This is a genomic window from Mycoplasmopsis agassizii, from assembly GCF_002272945.1.
GTDB lineage: Bacteria > Bacillota_I > Bacilli_A > Mycoplasmatales > Metamycoplasmataceae > Mycoplasmopsis_B > Mycoplasmopsis_B agassizii.
The window spans coordinates 141516-160925 of sequence record NZ_NQMN01000001.1; the positions used below are offsets into that span (position 1 = coordinate 141516).

Annotated in this window: 15 protein-coding genes; 8 read left to right on the forward strand and 7 right to left on the reverse strand. The window is 28.3% G+C overall.

The genetic code is table 4. The features are described from left to right. Positions 1-97: 97 nt before the first annotated feature. The 4 genes from CJF60_RS00560 (at position 98) to CJF60_RS00575 (ending at position 8179) form a co-directional block, all read left to right on the forward strand. The gene (locus CJF60_RS00560; protein ID WP_143823389.1) at positions 98-1153 is read left to right on the forward strand and encodes a hypothetical protein; all 1056 of its coding nucleotides are present in this window, start codon (positions 98-100) and stop codon (positions 1151-1153) included. 91 nt (positions 1154-1244) lie between these two features. Further along, on the forward strand, positions 1245-2264 hold the full coding sequence (locus tag CJF60_RS00565) for a hypothetical protein (RefSeq protein ID WP_143823390.1): 1020 nt from the start codon (positions 1245-1247) through the stop codon (positions 2262-2264). Between the two features lie 425 nt (positions 2265-2689). Then, complete coding sequence (locus CJF60_RS00570) at positions 2690-5329, forward strand: hypothetical protein (protein WP_084232117.1); 2640 nt, start codon at positions 2690-2692, stop codon at positions 5327-5329. Positions 5330-5692: 363 nt separating this feature from the next. Beyond that, complete coding sequence (locus tag CJF60_RS00575; RefSeq protein WP_143823569.1) at positions 5693-8179, forward strand: hypothetical protein; 2487 nt, start codon at positions 5693-5695, stop codon at positions 8177-8179. Positions 8180-8224: 45 nt separating this feature from the next. Here CJF60_RS00575 and CJF60_RS00580 read toward each other — a convergent pair whose 3' ends face one another. From CJF60_RS00580 to CJF60_RS00590, 3 genes are all read right to left on the reverse strand, one after another. Next, on the reverse strand, positions 8225-8767 hold the full coding sequence (locus CJF60_RS00580; protein WP_084232119.1) for a hypothetical protein: 543 nt from the start codon (positions 8765-8767) through the stop codon (positions 8225-8227). Continuing rightward, on the reverse strand, positions 8767-10383 hold the full coding sequence (locus CJF60_RS00585) for an ABC-F family ATP-binding cassette domain-containing protein (protein WP_084232120.1): 1617 nt from the start codon (positions 10381-10383) through the stop codon (positions 8767-8769). The genes CJF60_RS00580 and CJF60_RS00585 overlap by 1 nt, the downstream gene beginning before the upstream one ends. 116 nt (positions 10384-10499) lie before the next feature. Further along, positions 10500-11663 carry a hypothetical protein gene (locus tag CJF60_RS00590; protein WP_084232121.1) on the reverse strand — a complete coding sequence of 388 codons (1164 nt, stop codon included), beginning with the start codon at positions 11661-11663 and terminating at the stop codon, positions 10500-10502. 279 nt (positions 11664-11942) lie between these two features. On the opposite strand from CJF60_RS00590, the gene eno reads away from it, so the two are divergent. The 4 genes from eno (at position 11943) to CJF60_RS00610 (ending at position 16083) form a co-directional block, all read left to right on the forward strand. Continuing rightward, the gene (gene eno, locus CJF60_RS00595; protein ID WP_095279109.1) at positions 11943-13298 is read left to right on the forward strand and encodes a phosphopyruvate hydratase; all 1356 of its coding nucleotides are present in this window, start codon (positions 11943-11945) and stop codon (positions 13296-13298) included. A 72-nt stretch (positions 13299-13370) separates the two neighbouring features. Further along, the gene (locus CJF60_RS00600; RefSeq protein ID WP_084232123.1) at positions 13371-13892 is read left to right on the forward strand and encodes a hypothetical protein; all 522 of its coding nucleotides are present in this window, start codon (positions 13371-13373) and stop codon (positions 13890-13892) included. 209 nt (positions 13893-14101) lie between these two features. Further along, positions 14102-15532, forward strand: coding sequence for a pyruvate kinase (gene pyk / locus CJF60_RS00605; protein ID WP_084232124.1), 1431 nt, complete (start codon positions 14102-14104; stop codon positions 15530-15532). Positions 15533-15720: 188 nt separating this feature from the next. Then, entirely contained in the window at positions 15721-16083 is a 363-nt protein-coding gene (locus tag CJF60_RS00610; RefSeq protein ID WP_084232125.1) for a hypothetical protein, read from the forward strand. A 40-nt stretch (positions 16084-16123) separates the two neighbouring features. On the opposite strand, the gene CJF60_RS00615 is transcribed toward CJF60_RS00610, so the two are convergent. The 4 genes from CJF60_RS00615 to CJF60_RS00630 are packed head-to-tail and all read right to left on the reverse strand — an operon-like array spanning position 16124 to position 19345. Beyond that, entirely contained in the window at positions 16124-16960 is an 837-nt protein-coding gene (locus CJF60_RS00615; RefSeq protein ID WP_084232126.1) for a deoxyribonuclease IV, read from the reverse strand. Next, positions 16954-17916, reverse strand: coding sequence for a LacI family DNA-binding transcriptional regulator (locus CJF60_RS00620; RefSeq protein ID WP_084232127.1), 963 nt, complete (start codon positions 17914-17916; stop codon positions 16954-16956). Before CJF60_RS00620 ends, CJF60_RS00615 begins: the two co-directional genes overlap by 7 nt. Positions 17917-17952: 36 nt before the next feature. Continuing rightward, positions 17953-18894 (reverse strand): hypothetical protein, encoded by a 942-nt coding sequence (locus CJF60_RS00625; RefSeq protein WP_084232128.1) that lies wholly within the window; start codon positions 18892-18894, stop codon positions 17953-17955. Positions 18895-18931: 37 nt separating this feature from the next. Then, complete coding sequence (locus CJF60_RS00630; protein WP_084232129.1) at positions 18932-19345, reverse strand: hypothetical protein; 414 nt, start codon at positions 19343-19345, stop codon at positions 18932-18934. Positions 19346-19410: the final 65 nt, after the last annotated feature.

Sequence of the window (19410 nt, forward strand, 5' to 3'; positions counted from 1 at the left end):
TTTACAAGTTCAAATTTTATAAATTTAAATTTGTAATTCAAATATCTATAAGAGGAGAAATCTAAATGTTTTTTAAAAACATTTAAATAATTAAAATATGAAAAAGAAATTGTTACTTTCATTAACATCAATTACGTCAGTGACAGCAGTTGCAGCATTAGTTTCTTGCAGTCAAACATACCCATTTGATGGTGGTGGTATTTGTTCTTGCGACCCACTGCCACCTTATCCAGGTTGATCGCATTATGATGATTGAGTTAAAAAAGATGCAGGTGTTTATGAAAAAACAACTTTTTACAACAAACCCTACATTAAGTTAACTACTGTTGGTTACAATGACTACACTTTTAGTGATGGTTATTGAACTTATAATGATAATAAAAAGAGTCTTTATAAGGAAATGGATAAGGTAAAAAAACTTTGACAAGAACAAGGCAAGGTATTTGATCAAACAAAAGCCCGTGACTATCTTTTTAACTTTAAGGCATCAAGTTCATTTACTACTAGTTTTACTAAAAAAGATCAGTGAAAATATGATTCAAAAATACATAAATGAAAGAGTGAATTTGAAAAAGATTATGCCAACTCACTATTTGAAAACTTTAATGCACAAAAAACTTTGCCAACTTATTTAAAAACAATAAGCTTACTTAAAAACGAAGATGATCTAAAAAAAGCCCTTAGATTAAATGATGAAGATCAACTTAAATACAAAGAGTATTTTGAAAGAATTCATAATAAAAACAAATCAGTTGATTTTGATTATAAAAAATATTTGCCTTGATCAGATACATTTAATTATGAAGAGATTAATAAAAAATTAGATTTCAAAAATTATGACTATCTTTTTCTAAAAGATTTTTGAAGTTTAAAATGGGAACGTAACTATAACCAATTTGAAGGTAAAGGTGTACCTATACTTGATGCAGGAGTTGAAATTGCGGATATAAAAATAAATCCTGATTCTAAAAAAATTCAAATAGGATTATATTTTGTGGATAGTTGAATAAGTTTAGGTGATGGTATACATGGCAGTCATCTTTCTAACGAAAAAATGGATAAAGGTGATCGTTTAACATCTTTTTTAGTACCAGTTGAAAAAGGAAAAATTAAAAATTTTGATCTAAATGATTACAAAATTAAAATGCTTTAAAATTTTAATATTTTGAAAATATTAAATATTTGTTTACGTTTTCAAGAAAGGGCACATAGATGTTTTTTAAAAACACCTAAATAATTAAATTATGAAGAAGAAATTATTGCTTTCACTAATGTCAATTTCAGCAGTAACAGTTATTACTGCATTAGTTGCATGTGCACCAAATGTAACAACTCCTGTTGAACCAGAACCTAAAAGAATTAAAGAAGCAACTGGTATTTTTGAAAAAAGAACTATTTATAATAAACCATATATTAAGTTAACCACAATTGGATATAACCGTTTTACTTTTAGTAATTGATATTGGTCATATTGAAATAATTTTTATCAGCATAACGAATTTTACGAAATAAAAGATATTTGAGAAAAAGAAGGCAAAACCTTTCCTGAAGAAGATGTGATTAGATACTTTTATTCAGCAGGATTGTCTGGTAAGTTCGTTGCCAAAGTTGCTAAAAAAGATCAATGAGAATATGAAAGTAACAAAGCATATAATGCAAGAAACGGTGTTAAATATGACAAAGCTTTCATTGAAGATTTTTCGATTCAAAAAAGTTTTCCAAGTTACCAAAAATCAATTAGTTTAGTTAAAAATGAAAGTGATTTAAAAAAGGAATTGAGACTAGAAGAAGATGATCAAAAAGTTTATGAAAACTATCTTGAGAGATATTATAAGAAAGTAACTGATTCTGAAAAATTAACTAATTTTGATTACAAAAAATTTTTACCGTTTTCAGATAGTTTTAATCTTGAGACAATTAAATCAAAGTTAGACTTTGAAAAATATGATTATATTTTCTTAAAAGATTTTTGATCATTTTTATATACAAATGTTTATTTTGAAACGATGCATAGTGGTGTTTGAGAACTTGATGGCGGCATTGAATTGGGTGATTTTAAAATTGATCCAAAGGAAAAGAAAATAAAAATTGGATTATATATACCACCTAAAAAAAGTAATGAAAAACCAAGAAAAGTTCCCGATCGTTTACCAGCAGCTGATATTTGAAACGAAGATCCTAGATTAAATTCATTTTTAGTTCCAATTGAAAAAGGTAAAATTGATACATTCGATTTAAATGATTATAATCTCTGAATTCTTTAGATTTTTGGAGATGTAAATTCACTTTTAATTACAATAATTTTAAGTTAGTGATAATCAAAACTTTTAGCTAAATTTTCATTTAAACATAAAAAAATAAATAATTTTAGGTTTAGTATATGTACGAATATAAATGCCAAAAGTAAGAAAATTTCTGGCTCAAAAAACTTTCAAACAATGCCTTTTTTGGGCATTGTTTTTATAATTACAAGATAATTTATAAAAATAATAAAAACTTATTTTTAAGCTAGTTATTCAATTAATAAGCGACTTTTTGGTGTTTTTCAGAGCCTAAAAAACCTTAAAAACATTTTTATTTTCAAAAATAAAATAAAAATTAATTTTCAACGCTTTTTTTGTAAAAAGATTAAAATTAATCCACGATTAAAGCACCTTTACGCAATTTGAGTGCTTATCTAAGGAGAAATATGAAATTAAAAAAATTTATTGCTGTTAGTTCTGCACTTGCAGCACTAGGGGCAGTGACTGCTTTTGCAGTGGCTTGTTCAACAACAACCACACAAAAATCAACTAAAACTGATAGTCCTGCTTTACCTATTAGTCTGCCTGTTTCAGGAACTAATACAACAGGTACTACTTCTAAAACTGGTGTAAATAAAGATGCTGATCAAAATACTACAGCTAAAACAACAGTTACAAAAGATGCACCAGTAACTAAAACTGATGTTGTGGCAACAGAAACTAAGGTTGAAACACCTGCAACAGAAACTAATAAAACTGAGACAACTACACCTGTAAGCAAGCAAACTGGAGATAAAGCTGCTACAGAAACAACTAAAGTTGTCCACCATAAATGAGGTGATGATGTTGATTCTGAAGATGATTGAAGTGAAGAATCTAAGCAAGCAACAACAGAATTTAATGAAATTTTAAGTGGTTTAACTGAAGTTTTTGGTAGTGAAAAAACTATTGCACTACAAAACTTTAAAAAAACTGCAAAAGATTTTATTGAAGAAACTAATAAGTTGGCTTTTAGTGTTCAACTAGAACGTTTATTAGAAGCAACAACCTTAACAACTGAGCAAAAAACTAAAGTTAAAGACTTATTAAGCAAAAAAATTGCTGATAAGCCAGTTATGAAAAATCTACTACCAGTAGATAATGAACCTTCACAAGCTGTATTAAGATTAATCTATGTATATGATGTTACAGGTTTTAACGTAGATTTTAAAGTTACTGGATTTAATGTACCTGTTAAAGAAACTGAAGTAAAAGATGAAGTTCCAACTAAAGAAACTGAAGTAAAAACTGAAACCACAGTTAAAGAAACTGAAGTAAAAACTGAAACAGCTAAATCTGCAGAAGTTGCTGCTCAAGTACAAACTTCATCAGTTGCAGTTTCAACTAACCCTACTTCTAAATCAGTTTTTAAATCAGAAGATCGTTCAGTCGAAGTTGAAACTTTAGCACCACAAGTAACTCTTAGTGAAGAAACAAAAGAAAGAGTTTCAACTCTATCTTTACCTGCTAAAAATAGATCAGATGTAAGAACATATGAGCGTTTTGTTAAACTAGAACAAGATTTATTACACTTAATGGGTGGAGATACCAAAATGAGTGTTTGAAGTACAACTTCAGCAAAAGATTATTTAAGTTCAATCAGTGTTATTAGACATGTTGAGCAAACTCACGGTGAAAAAATCGATAGTTTATTAAGTTTAGTGAAGTTGTCAGAAGCTAATAAAAAAGCAGTTAAAAACTTACTAGATCCTAAAACTGATAAGTTTACTTCAGTAGTTTGAACACCATCAGAAGATGGTAAAAAATTAACTATTACTTTTGTACAAAACAAAAGAAGAAATGATTACAAATTATCAGTTGTAGTTAGTGGATTTAATGAAACTCCAATTGTAAACTTGCCTTTAAGTAATGAAGTTTATAGCCAAAAAACAGTTGATTTAACTACTGAAGAAAAAGCATTGTTAGATAAATTATCTACAGCATCAAGTTTAAATATTGACCATAAAACTTCTGCAGTTGAATTATTTGAAAAATTCAACAAAGCAGATGGTCGTACTGCAGTCTTGACAATTTTAGATCAATATGCATCTTCATTTAATGAAAGAACAGGAAACCCTTCACACGGATTATTAACCAAAGTTTTAGCAAATGGACAAATTAGCGATGTTAAATTTAAATTTGACATTAACAAAAATAATCCATTATCACTAAGCTTCAAATTTAGTCAAGGCGACAAAGATAAAGTTTCAAAAACGTTTAATTTAGTATTAAACGCAAGAAACAATTTAAACGATTTAAATGGTAAATTGACATTTGACTTATCAGATAAATTCTATGTTTCAGATACAAATAAAGAAGATGCAAACAACCTACATAACTTCTTAATTAGTTTTGCTCGTTACACAAAAACTGATAAAGGACAAATTAGCCGTGATAATGATCGCAACAAACAAGAACTAGTTAATTTACTTTCAAACGTAGTTCCTTCAGAACTATTAACTAGAATTAAAAACACAAGTTATTCACGTTTTGCAATTACTTATCCTGCTAATTCAAAAGATACTTTCTTAATTACAGTAAGATTAAATACAAACTATAATTTTGTAATGGCTTTCAAAATTAAACCGTGAGCATATCCTTTACAAAATATTATTGACATTCAAATCTTAAAAGAATTTGCTCAAAATATTAACCAAACTGATTCATTAAAACGTTGAGCAAGAAGTGCTTTTATCGATTGACCTGAAGCTAAAGTTTTTGGCCCATATGATCGTTTTAAAAACTACTTCCACTGAAAAGCAACTGGTACAGTAAAACAAATGTTTAACCCTACACCAGAAAACTTCTACTACCAAAGTCCAAAAACTTACAACCCATGAAGTTTATTCACTGATAAACATGTTGCTGATTTTAAACTACAAGATACTAGTGGTTCAGACATGTATGTAATTTTAGGAATTAATTATGTAGATGCAAACGGAAATAAATTAGCACGTTCAGAAGAAACTATTTCTGTAAGAACAAATAACGCATTACCTTTTGACGATGGTACAAAACCAGTTGGTCCTGATTTTTCTAAAAAATAATTAAAATTTTAACTAACTAAACCTTAAATACTAGCTAAAAACGGCTAGTATTTTTAGTTTCTAAAATTATTTTAAAAACTAAAAACACAGAAAAACATTTAAAAAAATAACTTAATCATAGTTTTTCGGTTAAAAGCAATAAAAGCAAGTTAAGTAGTTAATGCAATTGTGCAAAATTGCCACAAAGGCAATTTTTTATTCGGCTTTTTTTGATATTTATATAAAATATACCTGTGATTTTGCTAAAGATTTAAAAACATGTTTTTAAATAACTTTTTAAGCAAAAACACTTTAAAAATTAAGGAGATTGTAATATGTATCTATTTAATAAAATTATTAAATAGACTTTTACTAGATATCATGATGAAGAAAAAAGTTTTATTATTAACAATAGGCGCAACTTCACTAGTAGTTGCAGCAGCTGCAACTGCAGGTATTTTAGTGTCAAAAAACACTAATAAAATTGAAGTTAATTCTAATGTTAAAACCATTAGTAAAGATTTTGAAAATGGTTTAGCATCACTAGTTTTAAATGCTGAAGATCAGCCAATTGCTAAGGTATTAACTGACCAAGAGCAAGTCGATGAAGTTGCTTTTGCAATGATCAGTTTAAAGTTTAAAAAGAAATTTCCTACAATTGATTTTGATGAAGTAATTGCCTCTACACAGTCAATTAGTGCAGTTGCAAAATTAAATTATTTAAAATGAATTTCAGCAGAATTTAATACTTTTGTTAATAAATACCCACAAGTAGAATTTGAAATTACTGAAGTTTATAAAAACGCAGCAACACCTCTTAGTGCAACAGTAACTTTAAAACGTAATGATGCTAGCCGTAAAACTTTAATTAATTTTTCAAATGAAATTGCTTCTAATGGTGAAGCAATTAACAGTTCAGTAACTAATAATTCAGGTTCAACAACTCATGAAAGTAACGTAGTAAATCCTGATCATGAAGAAGTAAAAGATGAACCTGTTTTAAGTGATTCACAAAACCTTAGCGATCGCCAAATTGTTGGTAAATTAACATCTTCCTTAAATAATAAAGTATTTATTTCTAACGATACAACTGCTCGAACAGACCTTGTTTATGCAGAATATTTATTTAGTAATAGCACTGAAAAACAATTAGATTTACTTAGACAATACGCAGATATTCCAAAAGAATTAACATCAGATATGATCGTTTCTTTAGTAGTTGCACAGCCTTCTAAAATGTCAGATACTTTAATAGTTGAAATAGTTTTTAAAAAAGGAGTTACTCTAGGAGTTGCTGCTTTTAGAATTGTTGACTTCTTAGATCAAGTTGAAGAATTTGATATGTACTCAAGACAAGTTAACGAAAATTTAAGATTAAACCCAATCACTGTTAAAGCAAATCATACTGCCAAAACATTTTTTGATAACATCAAAGATTTAGATTATGCAAATCAGTTATATGAAATTGCTAAAATTTCAGATAGTGATAGTACTGAAACTAAAGAAGCATTTGCTAATTTACTATATCCAATTCCTGCTTATTTTGGAGTGATTCCCCATTCAACAGTTTCACTAGTTGATGCCAAAGATGAAGATTCAGAGGGCTATTTATTAGTAACTACGAGTGCTACTTTTAATGGTTTAGAAAAAATTACAACTGCTAAAATCGGTGGCTTTTTAACAGCTAAAGAATTTTCAAATCTAAATCCAGGAGATAGACCTAAAATCTCTGCTCAATACTATGCAGATCTATTCAAAAGTGCCTTGAAAATCGATGTTTTTAATGTCTCACTAGATAAAATTAATCCTGATTGAGGTTACAATCATTTGCGCCATTTATGAGATTTTATTGACGCTAAAAAACATTTAACTGAGCAAGAAAAAGTTGATCAGAAAATGGATATTGTTAAACAAGTTATTACAAATCAAGAATTCGTTGACTTATTAAACTTAGCAGAATTTAGTGATTTTAGTTATGTGTATCGTGGTTCATGAGATATTAATACTGTTCAAGAAGGAAGAATTTTATCAATTTCTTTTAAAGCGACTTTTAAAGGTGAACCTGATGTCGTAGTTGATGTTAAAGATATATTTTTAAACGGAGAATTTAGCTTTGCATTAATGGGTGGAAGCACATATCGTGATGGTGAAGTCTTAGATGTTAAACCTGATGTTATTAATTATCCAAATGTTGAAATCGATAATTTCATTGATGTTGAAAGAAGAGTTAACGTTATTAATAAAGTTGACATTATGAATAATCGTGGACTTTTAGCTATTTTAAAAAATAGTGATGAAGGTCGTAAATATTGAAATCTAGAATGAAAAGATGTCAAGATTCAACCAGTTGATGATAAGAGCGTAGACACTGTTAAAGTTACAATTTTTCATAACGATCCTAAGTATCCAAATAAATTAAGCGAAGCAGTTTTTATTCTGAAATTCACCAATCCAATTCACTATAAAAATGTTTCTGTAAAAAGTTATTTTGAAGCAGTTGATGTACACCATAAATTTTTATTAATTACAAAAAATAGATGATTACGTTCACGTATAATTGGATTATATATTACAACTAGACACGAAATTTTTATGGGTTGAAAACCATCAGAAATTGATGTGCCTCAAAGTAATATTAATCAGTTTGTTTGAGATATTGAAGACAAGCAAACTATGAAAGATTTAGGAAAAGATGGAGTCATCAAAGTGCTTCAATCTCGAGCTGTTTCAAGAATTTATTTATACCCATCTAAAGGTACAAAATTCTTAACTTATACAGGTATCGGAATTGATATTATTATGCATGATAAAGATGGTAATGTGGTGCCTTATTCAGTGCCAGGTTTTGGTAGAGATATTCTTAGTTTATAAAATTAAATATTAAAAAAGAGCAAACTCGAAAGTTGCTCTTTTTTCCTAATTTTCAGGGGTTTTTAGTTCAACTCGACGCTGTTTTAAATTAGTTAAATCTTTTAAAACATAGTTGTCTGTTTGGTTGAATTTATCGTAATTACTGGTGGTATAAATATTTTCATTTAAGTCAGAAATTCGCTCAATTGAAATTGCTAAATATGATCTTAAACTTTTTAAATTTTGGGCTTCAAAAACACCTTGATTTCTTTCTAATAAAGAATGAAAAAATTTAAAATCATCTATTAATTGTTCTAGTAAATCTAGATAGTTATTATCAAAATCTAGAACATTAAAATTCAGTTCTTCAATCAAGGAATAATCAAGATCAACTTTTAAAATTTCTCTTGGATTATTATTTTTATAAGTGTTTGAAAAATTAAAAATAATTTTATTTAAGGAAGTTAAATTGTCAGTTAATTCTTTGCTTAAAAAACTCTGATAAACGCCTCTAATATTAATTAATAATTTTTCTAAATTGTTTTTAATTCTTCATAAAGAATTAAAAATTATCTTATATCTTTTTACATTCAAATTGCTGTTTTTCATTAGAATCCTTTTACTTGTTCATACTCTTCTAAAGTACCTCTAAATAAGTATGATTCACTGCCATTTAATTCTAAAATTACATTAGCTACTTTTTTAACTAAGGTACTGTTATAAGTAGTAAAAATAACTCCTGATTTATAACTTTTTAAGCCTTCAATTACTGAATCAATTGATTCAGTATCTAAGTGATCTAGGGGCTGATCTAGTAATAAAAAGTTTGATTCTTCAAGCATTGTTTTTGAAAACATTAATCTGGCTTTTTCTCCCCCAGAAGTGACTGCAGCATTTTTAAAAACTGTATCTCCACTAAAAAGCATTCTTCCTAAAAATGAGCGCATACGATGATCAGAATTATCTTTATTTTCAGCAACTTCATTACTTAAAGGTCACTTAGAAAGCCATTCTAAAATAGTTTCATTATTATCAGTAAAATAATTACTATTATCAGTTGGAAAATAGGTTGTCTTAATAGTTTTTCCTCATTGCACAGTTCCACTAGTTGGTTTTCTTAGACCTAATAAACATTCTAAGAATCTTGTTTTAGCAATGTCATCATCACCTAATAAAGCAAGTTTTTCATAAGGGTTTAATGTGAAGGAAACGTTTTCAAAATATCATTCACCTGTTTCAGCTTTTAAAGATAAATCTTCAACGTGCAAGATTTGTTTTCCAGGTGCACGGTTAATATCTCATTGAATAAAAGGGTATTTTCTGTTTGAAGGTTTCAATTCATCAATTGTAATTTTTTCTAGTTCTTTTTTTCTAGATGTAGCTTGCGCTGATTTAGAAGCATTAGCTGAGAAACGAGCAATAAAACTTTTCAGTTTTTCCATCTGTTCTTCTTTTTTCATATTAGAACGTTTTTGCAGTTCAAGTGCTAATTCAGAAGATTCTTTTCAAAAAGAATAATTACCTGTAAACATTCTGGCTTCGCCAAAATCTATATCAACTATATGAGTACAGATTTCATCTAAAAAGTCACTATCATGAGAAACTACAATCACGATATTTGGATAGTCTCTTAAGAATCTTTCTAATCATCTAATTGAAGCTAAATCAAGATGGTTAGTCGGCTCATCCATGATTAAAACATCAGGATTTCCAAATAAGGCTTTTGCTAATAAGACTTTAACTTTTTCATTAGCCTTTAATTCTTTCATCTGAATATTTCATTTTTCTTTGTCAATTTTTAAAGATGATAAAAGCTGCTGAGCATCATTTTCGGCAGTGTAGCCGCCCATCATTCCATATTGTTCTTCTAGATGTCCTGCACGTTCATAATCTTTTTCAGTGGCATCAGGATTCATATAAATAGCATCTTTTTCTTGATTAATTTTATAAAGTAATTCATTACCCATGATTACTACATCGGTAACATTATATTCATCATAAGCAAAATGATCCTGACTAAGAATTGAAATTCTTTTATCTTTAGCCAAAATAATATTGCCACTATTTGCTTCCATTTCACCTGAAATAATTTTTAAAAAAGTACTTTTTCCAGCACCATTTGCACCAATGATACCGTAAGTATTTCCTTCATAAAATTGTAAATTAACGTTTTCAAATAATTTCTTATCACTAAAACGTTTTGATAAATTTGAAACTTGTAACATTTATAACCCCTTAATTTAATTATTTAATTTTTCATTTAAATAAAAATGTTTTTATCTAAATAATAAAAACATTATATTAATTATATTTGAATTTTTGCAAAAAGTCTTACAGCAGATTAATTAGCATCATTAAATAATTCAGCAGTTTTTCTTCTTACTTCGTTTGAGCGAGTGCGCTCTTGTAAAGTCTCATTTAAAATTTGAGTTAATTCTCCAACAACTTCGCTTTCGCTAGCCATAACACGATTTTGATAAATGCTTAGTGGTAAAAATAATAAACAAAGCATTTTATACATGTGATAAGCATCTTCTAAAAGGGCGTTTAAATGATCATCAATTTTATTATATTGATAAGGACCAATTTTGCCATTAACTAATAATCAAGAAGTTTTTTGTTGTTGTAAAACTAATGACATTTTCTTATTAATTTTTTCAATTTCAATATCTTGAGGTAAAACATTAGGAATTAAACTTAATAATAAGTTCTCTGAACTTTTAGCGAATTTATTTAAAAATTCAGTTCGGTTGACGTAGAAATTAGTTTTTTGGTGCAAGTTTTTATTTAAAAAAACTGGCACAACTCCGATAGGAATATTAGGGTTTAAAAACTGGTAGTTAAAAGTTGCTAAACGGTTGTTAATATCTAAGTTAATGTCGCTGACAAATAGTTGGGTTCAGTTTTTAATGCGACTTTTTTTCTCATTAACATCTGTTCATGAAAAATTAAAAGTTTGCATTAATCATTGATGTTTACCTTCAACTCATAACCTTACTAAAGGACTTTTTTTAGAAATTTTTGAACTATGATGCAGTGGTTTCAAGACACGATTTTTATAGTCGAATTCTGCTTCAGCATTCATATCTTGCACATCTAAACCTGGAAGATATTTAACAATTTCATTAATTACTTGTAAGTTACTAAAACGTTTTTTAGTTTCTCTTTTATGGGCGTTTAATTTTTTATAAGTGCTATAAAAAATTAAAAATGCAGAAATCAGCAGCATAATAACTGCTGCTATTATTAAAACAATCACTCCTGCTGCTGAAAAAGATTCGCCTGTATAAATTAAATAAGCAATAATTGCTCCTAAAACTAAAAAGACAATTAAAGACATTGAAAATAAAGTTCAAAATAGTCAACCTGATGCTAGGTTAATATTTTTATACTTATTTTGCTGATTTTGTGTAAGTAAAGATTTATACAATGGTTTAACAGTTTTTAAGGCATCTGTTTTGAATGTATCAAGATCTAAACATGGATCTAAAAGTTCTTGGCTCATGTTATTAATTATATAGTTAAATTTTCTTTTATGAAGTGAATAATTTTATAAAACAAAAACTGCAAAATAATTAAAAAGAGCCTATGTCTAGTGTTTTGGTTAGTAATCAGGCTTTGACTATAGTTTTTTAAAAGTTTTTGAGTTGAAAATTGTGCACTAATCCACAATTTTCAAATTATCAAATGACTAGTAAAAAAATAGTTATTTTAAGATACAAAACATTAAGTTTTTTTGTACAATAAAAGCAAATTAAAAACAATCTTTTTGATCGGAGAAAATATGTCAAGTATTATTGATATTCGTGCAATCGAAATTTTAGATTCACGTGGTAACCCAACTATTCAAGTTGAGGTTTATACTGAAGAAGGGGGCTATGGAAAAGCAATGGTTCCCTCAGGAGCATCTACTGGTTCTCGTGAAGCATTAGAGTTGCGTGATGGTGACAGCAAAGCATGATTTGGTGGTAAAGGTGTTGCTAAAGCAGTTGAAAATGTTAACGAATGCATTTATGAAGAAATTATCGGAATGGACGTTTTTGAACAACGTGCAATTGACCGTGCAATGCTAAATTTAGATGGAACAGAATATAAATCTAAATTAGGTGCTAATGCTATTTTAGGTGTTTCACTAGCAGTTGCTAAAGCAGCAGCAGATGAATTAAACATTCCTTTATATAATTATATTGGTGGTACAAATGCACACGTTTTACCTTTACCAATGCTAAACGTTATTAATGGTGGAGAACATGCTTCAAACACTATTGATTTCCAAGAATTTATGATTATGCCTGTAGGTGCAAAATCATTTAGAGAAGCAATTCAAATGGCAAACCATGTTTTCCATAACCTAGCTAAATTACTTAAAAAAGCAGGACATGGGACACAAGTTGGTGATGAAGGTGGATTTGCTCCTAACTTAAAAAGCCATGAAGAAGTGCTTGATTTAATTGTTGAAGCTATTAAAGTTTCGGGTCTAAATCCAGCTAAAAGTGGTAAAGATGCAGTTGCAATTGCTCTAGACTGTGCTTCAAGTGAGTTATATAATGAAGAAACTAAAACATATACCTTCAAAAAACTAAAAGCAAAAATTGAGTCAAAAGACCCTAATTTCCAAGACATTAAAGCAAAATTAGAATTTTCTAGCGATGAATTAAGTGACTATTTAGGTTCATTAGTTAAAAAATACCCAATTGTTTCAATCGAAGATGGTTTTGCTGAAAGCGATTGAGAAGGATTTAAAAAATTCACTAAATTATACGGTGATACATTACAAATTGTTGGTGATGATTTAACTGTTACAAACTCAAAAATCCTTGCAAAAGCAATTGAAGAAAAAGCAATGAATTCAATTTTAATTAAACTAAACCAAATTGGTTCATTAACTGAAACATTAGACACAATAGAAATGGCTCATAAAGCAGGTTATACTGCTGTTGTTTCACACCGTTCAGGAGAAACTGAAGATACTACAATTGCTGATCTAGCTGTTGCTCTAAACACAGGACAAATTAAAACAGGTTCATTATCAAGAACAGACCGTATTGCAAAATACAATCGTTTATTAACAATTGAAAATGACCTAGATGCTGAATCAGAATTCTTAGGTGAAAAAGCTTTCAGAATTAAATTGAAATAATTTAATTTAGTCAATAAAATGCATTTCTAGTTTTTGCTAGAAATGTTTTTTTATAAGATAATAGAGACAATAATGCTGAAAAAAATCAAGTACTTTTTAAGTAAACATTCGCTTTGAATTTATCCTTCAATAGCGATTACTTTTGTAATTTCATTAGCAATTCCTTTAGCAATAATTATGAAAAATTCAAGTGAAGAAATTAAAGAAACAATTCTAGAAGCAACTAGATTAGAAATTTCGGCACAAAATAATGAAGCAAATAGCGTAAAGCAATATGGTGCATTTTTTTATTACACTGAAGATGATAAAGAAGTAAATTCTGAAGAAGTTTTTATTGAAAAAGCAATGGAATCAACTAAGAATTTTTCAGTTTTTCCAATTTCAGGTACATATGCTTCAAAAGTGAGAGCCACTATTCAAATAACAGAAATCAAAATTAATCCAGAAAATGTGCAAAGTTTGATATTGAGCATATCACTGAAGCATCCGGATAATTCTGAAATATTAGGAAATTTTGATCTAATAGTTTCCCGAAGTTTAGATAATTTAACAACACCTGCTTTATTTAGTTTGACTGATAAAAAGCAAGAGTAAATTATTTTTCAAAACATGTTTTTCATAAAAATATTAAACATGTATATGTTTTTTGAAGATATTTTTCACAATTAGCCAAATATTTTTTGGTTACATTCTTAAACAAAAAATTTGAATATTCTCTGATAATTCTAATTAAGAAAAATATTTTTTTGTTATAATTTAAATAAATTTTAAATAATTAAAAATTTTAAGAATCGGAGTAAAAAATGTACTTAACAGAAAAACGATCAAAGTTAGTTGTAACTATTGGTCCTTCATCAGATAACTATGATGTTTTGAAAAAATTAGTTCTCGCTGGAGCAACAACAATTAGAGCAAACTTTAGCCACGGAGATTATGCTGAACAAGGTAACAAGTTCAAAATTGCTAATGAAGTTTCAAAAGATTTAAATGTACCTATTTCATTAATGCTTGACACAAAAGGTCCTGAAATTCGTGTAGGAAAAATGAAAGATGGAATTCAAACAATTGAAAGAGATTCACTAGTTAGAATTTTAACAATGCCTGAAGATTATAAAAATTTAGAAGGTACTTCAGAATTTTTCACAGTTGAATACCGTATGGACAAAGACTTAAAAGTTGGAGACCAAGTTTTAGTCGATGATGGTAAATTAACTACAACTGTTGAAAAAGTTGAACCAGGAGTTGTTTATGTTAGAGCAGCTAACCAACATAAAGTAAAATCAAATAAGAGAATTAACTTGCCAGGTGTTGCTTTTTCATTACCATTTTTAAGTGAAAAAGACAAAGCAGATATTAAATTCGGAGTAGAGCAAAAAGTAAACTACATCGCTGCTTCATTTGTTAATTCAAAAGAAAATGTTAAAGAATTAAGAGATTTATTAGATTCACTAGGTGGAGAAAAAATCAAAATTATCTCAAAAATCGAATCACAATTAGGATGCAACAATTTAACTGAAATTGTTGAAGCTAGTGATGGAATTATGGTTGCACGTGGTGATTTAGGACTTGAAATTCCTTACTATGAAGTACCATATTGAGAAAAGAAAATGATTAGAGCTTCACGTGAAAAAGGTAAACCAGTTATCGTTGCAACTCAAATGTTGGACTCAATGGAAAATAATCCACACCCAACTAGAGCTGAAGTAACTGATGTTTATTTTGCAACAGAATTAGGAGCAGATTCAACTATGTTAAGTGGTGAATCAGCAAATGGAAAATACCCAGTTGAAGCAGTTAAAGTTATGTCAACAATCAACATGAGAGCTGAAAGAGATTTCTACGACAAACTTTACTACAAACACCAACTTGAGGAAATTTTAGAAATTGCTCCTAAAGATCACCGTACAAAAATCGCAGCAGAAATCGTTAATAAAACAATGAGTGGTGAATATAAATTCGTAGTTGTTTTATCTGATACAGGTAAATTACTAGAGCGTGTTGCAATGTTAAGACCTAACGCACCAATTATTGGTCTAGTTAAAGATGTTGAACTACTTGGTTCATATGGAGTAACAAGCTCAATCTTTATTTCATTACATTCTCCAAAATTATATTCAATTGTTAAGAATGATTATTCACTAGCAAACACTGCCTTAATTCCTTACGGAGTTAAACCAGGTGACAAATATTTAGTTGCACATAACGAAAAAGTTGTGGAACTAATCGCTAAGTAATAAGCTTAAATTTTCAAAAAAGAGGCATTCGCTTCTTTTTTTATTACTTTTATAACTTTTTCTATTTGGTTTTTGAAATAAGAAAAAATATGTAAAGGCATTATACTCCTAAAAGGTGTTTAAAGAAGTTTTGGAATTTTTATTAAATAAAATCCAAAAAGTATTAAAATATATTTATAAGGATATAAATGAAATTAAAAAGCAAACTAAGTAAAAAGTGAATAGTTTCACTTTCAGCAGTGGTAACGGTAGCAGCGATTTCTGCTACTGCAGTTTCTGTTTTATATTCATACACATCAAATGACACAGTTGCAAAACGTGTATACGAAATCACTAAAGGTTACCTAGATGGTGTGCAAGTTACACCACCTGACACTCAAGGACCAGTTGAAATTGTAGTTGATAATCCTGGTTCAGTATCACCAATTAATGGTTCAGGTTCATTCTTAGTTTCTGATATCGGTGATGGTAAAAGAGAAGGTGGAAGCCTAGTTAAGATTCAAAATCCTGATGACAAAGATAAAGATAAGGACAAAAAAGAAAGCAAGTAATCAAACTTGCTTTTTTATTTTAACTTTTTACTTGATAAAATTACTTTTTCTCAAGTAACATTTTGATTTCTTGGTCATAAATAGGACCTGATTCAGGAATTGGTGTTTCTAAAATAATTGGAATATTATCAAAACGCTTATCATGAACAAATTTAGCTAAAGTTTCTAAACCAATATGACCTTTATCGATATTTTCATGGCGATCTTTTTGAGCTCCAAGTGGATTTTTTGAATCATTTAAGTGAATTACTTTAACATGTTTTAATACATCTTTATTTTCTAATTCAGACATGAATTGATCATAATTTTTTAAATTATAACCTGCATCTCACATGTGACAAGTATCAAGGCAAATTCCTAAACGTTCGTTATTTAGGTTTTTAATAACTTCTAAAAGTTGTTCAAAAGTTCGACCAATTTCACTACCTTTGCCTGCCATAGTTTCTAAAATTATTTCAACTTTAGTATGAGAGGTGTTTTCAAGAATTTTAGTTAATGAACTTGACAATGTTTCTAAAGCGATTTCTGCAGTAAAACTAGTAAAAGCACCTGGGTGTAGAACTAAATATTTTAGGTTTACTTCATGCATTCTTAAAACTTCAGCAGTTAAAAATTCAACTGCAAAGTCTTGTTTTTCAGGGTTAGCAGGATTAACAATATAAGGAGCGTGCACGACAATATCTTCATTTTTGATGATATTTGAATATTTTTCTAAATATTCTTCGTAGTTATATTTAACTACGTCAACACGTTTAGTGTTTTGTGGTGCACCTAAATAAATCATGGCACAATTAGCACCATTATTAATGCTAACTTCAATTGCTTTACTTAAATAACCAGGAGCTGAAAAAGCTACGTGTGAGCCTAGTTTTATCATACAACTTCTTTAGTTGAAGGTTTAATTAGTTCACCTTTAATAATGACATTTGTATTAGTAATATTTTTAATAATAATGTCTTCGATTTGTAACCAAATGTAGCGATAATCAATAAATTGTTTTAAAAAGTAACTATTATTGTAATCGTGAATAGTGTTATAACCAATATCACTTAAATGGAAATAACCATCAACATTATGAACTAGCATATTTTGAAAAACATCGTGAGTAGTGCAAATAACATTTCTGATTTTTTTAGATTTTAGATCATTAACAACAGTTTTAACAGACTGGTTAACACGGTTATCAAAGTATTTAATTGAACAAGTTGCTGCTTCTAAATTTTTACAAAAACTTGTAAAACCAATTAGTTGTTCCTTAATAGTTGCAGGAGTTTGGCGATAGTCAGTAACTAAAGCTAAATTACGATCTCCTGTTTCTTCAATAAACTTATTAGCAGATTCACTGATTAGTTTTTTATAGTCTATGTAAATAGAATTGATGTTAGGAATTTGCAAACCAAAAACAACAATTTGCACAATATTTTTAATATTTTGCAAATATCTAGTTAACACTTCACCACGGGGTGGGTTAATTAGAATAATTGCTTTTGGTGAGCGAGATAAAATCTTTTTAATTTCTTTAACATATTCAGCAGCTTCATTAGTTGCTGCTGTAATAATTAATTCATTTTGATTAATTCTAGTTGTATCATCAATAGAATTAATAATTTTAATTAAATCGTTATCGTTTAAAGATTTAGAAATGAAATAGATATTTTTAACATCTACATCTTTTTTAGTTCATAAATTTTTAATATAACCTGTTTGATCTAGCGTATTTGAGATTTGTTTCTTATTTTTATCAGAAATATACCCATTAGTAAAGTATCGAGAAACAGTACTTATACTAACTCCTGCTTTATCGGCAATGTCTTTATATACTATTTTTTTCATTATGTTTAAATATATCAAAAAAATCTGAAAATTGCTCTACTTTTTCAGTTTTTTTTCATATTCGTTGCTTACGTATTTTTCCATGTACTCTCTAAAAGAACGTTTTGCCATGTTCAACATATAGAAGCGTTCGATAGTTAATTCGTTAGCGTTTAGGAAAAATTCTTTCTTATAACCATAGGTTAATAAGGTCTCAAAAAGCTTGTTATTTAGGTATAAACTATTTTTTGAAACAGTGCTATAGGTGGAAATATTAATTTTTTTAATAACTTCTAGATTTTCGTTATTAGGAAATTCAACTGCATAAAGGTTGAAGTAATAACCTGCTTTTAAAAAGACATTATCTTCTCAAATTTCAGTGTTTGATTTTTTCATAATCTTGACAAATAAAGGAATCAAAGTTTGCAAATTAATTAATTTATTAACGATTGTTTCACTTTCTTTTTCATTTTTTACATTGAACAATAACTTTATTAAGTTATTGCCATTTGCATATTCAATATCTGTAAAAATTAAGTTATCAGAACTTAAATAATTCTTAATAAAAAATAAAAATTTAGACTGCACTTCTTTAGTAAATGCTTTGAACTGAATTGCTGTTAAAAGATTGGTATAAATTTCATCTTTTAAAGCCAAATTTTTTAAATAAAAATCGACATTTTCAATTGAATCAGGGTCAAGAATTTTATCTTTGGAAATTCATGAGTAAATGCCATCTTTAGTTTTAGAAACTTTGTAGTTAATGCCACTACTTGAAAGAAATTGATCTCGTTGATTTCTTTCATTAATAAATTTTGAACTAGCTAGATAAGTTTGCTCTAAATCTTCAGAATTAAAAAAATCAATGCTTCAACTGTAAATTGAATCATTGTTAAAACTATTTCTTAAGATTAAGTTATTGTCTAGATCATAAGCATATGGCTGATTTTTGTAATTATCAAATCAGATGCTTAATGCCTCTTCATTTGAAATCTTCATATTTTAAAGTAAATCAGTTTTTTATTAAGATTACAAATTATGGTGTATTTGTTGTAGTTGCTGTTGTTCCACCATCAAATAAGATAATAACATCTCTTGTGAATTTTGCTACATTATCATTTATTATATTAACTATAAAAAATACACTGTTATCACTTGAAGTTGCCACACTTATAGTGAAAGTATAATCAGGATTTGGAGCTTTTAAATCAACAATCCCTAGTTTAGTTTTTAATCCATCGCTAGTGTCGCTGCTTGTATAAAAATCACTACCTTTACCAGTTTTTTGTGTATCTGTTTTTTTACGAATACCAGCTTCGATTTCTTTAAAGAAAGCTTCATAATCAAAACTTCTTTCACTTACCTTAATAGCAATCACGGCTATTGCTGCACCAACTGCAACAACTCCCCCTGCAACTACTAGGCTCTTTACAATAGTTAGTTTTTTCATAAATTTTAATATTTCCTTTACATTAATTTTTAATCCCGTATATTTTATATTAATTGCATTTTTAT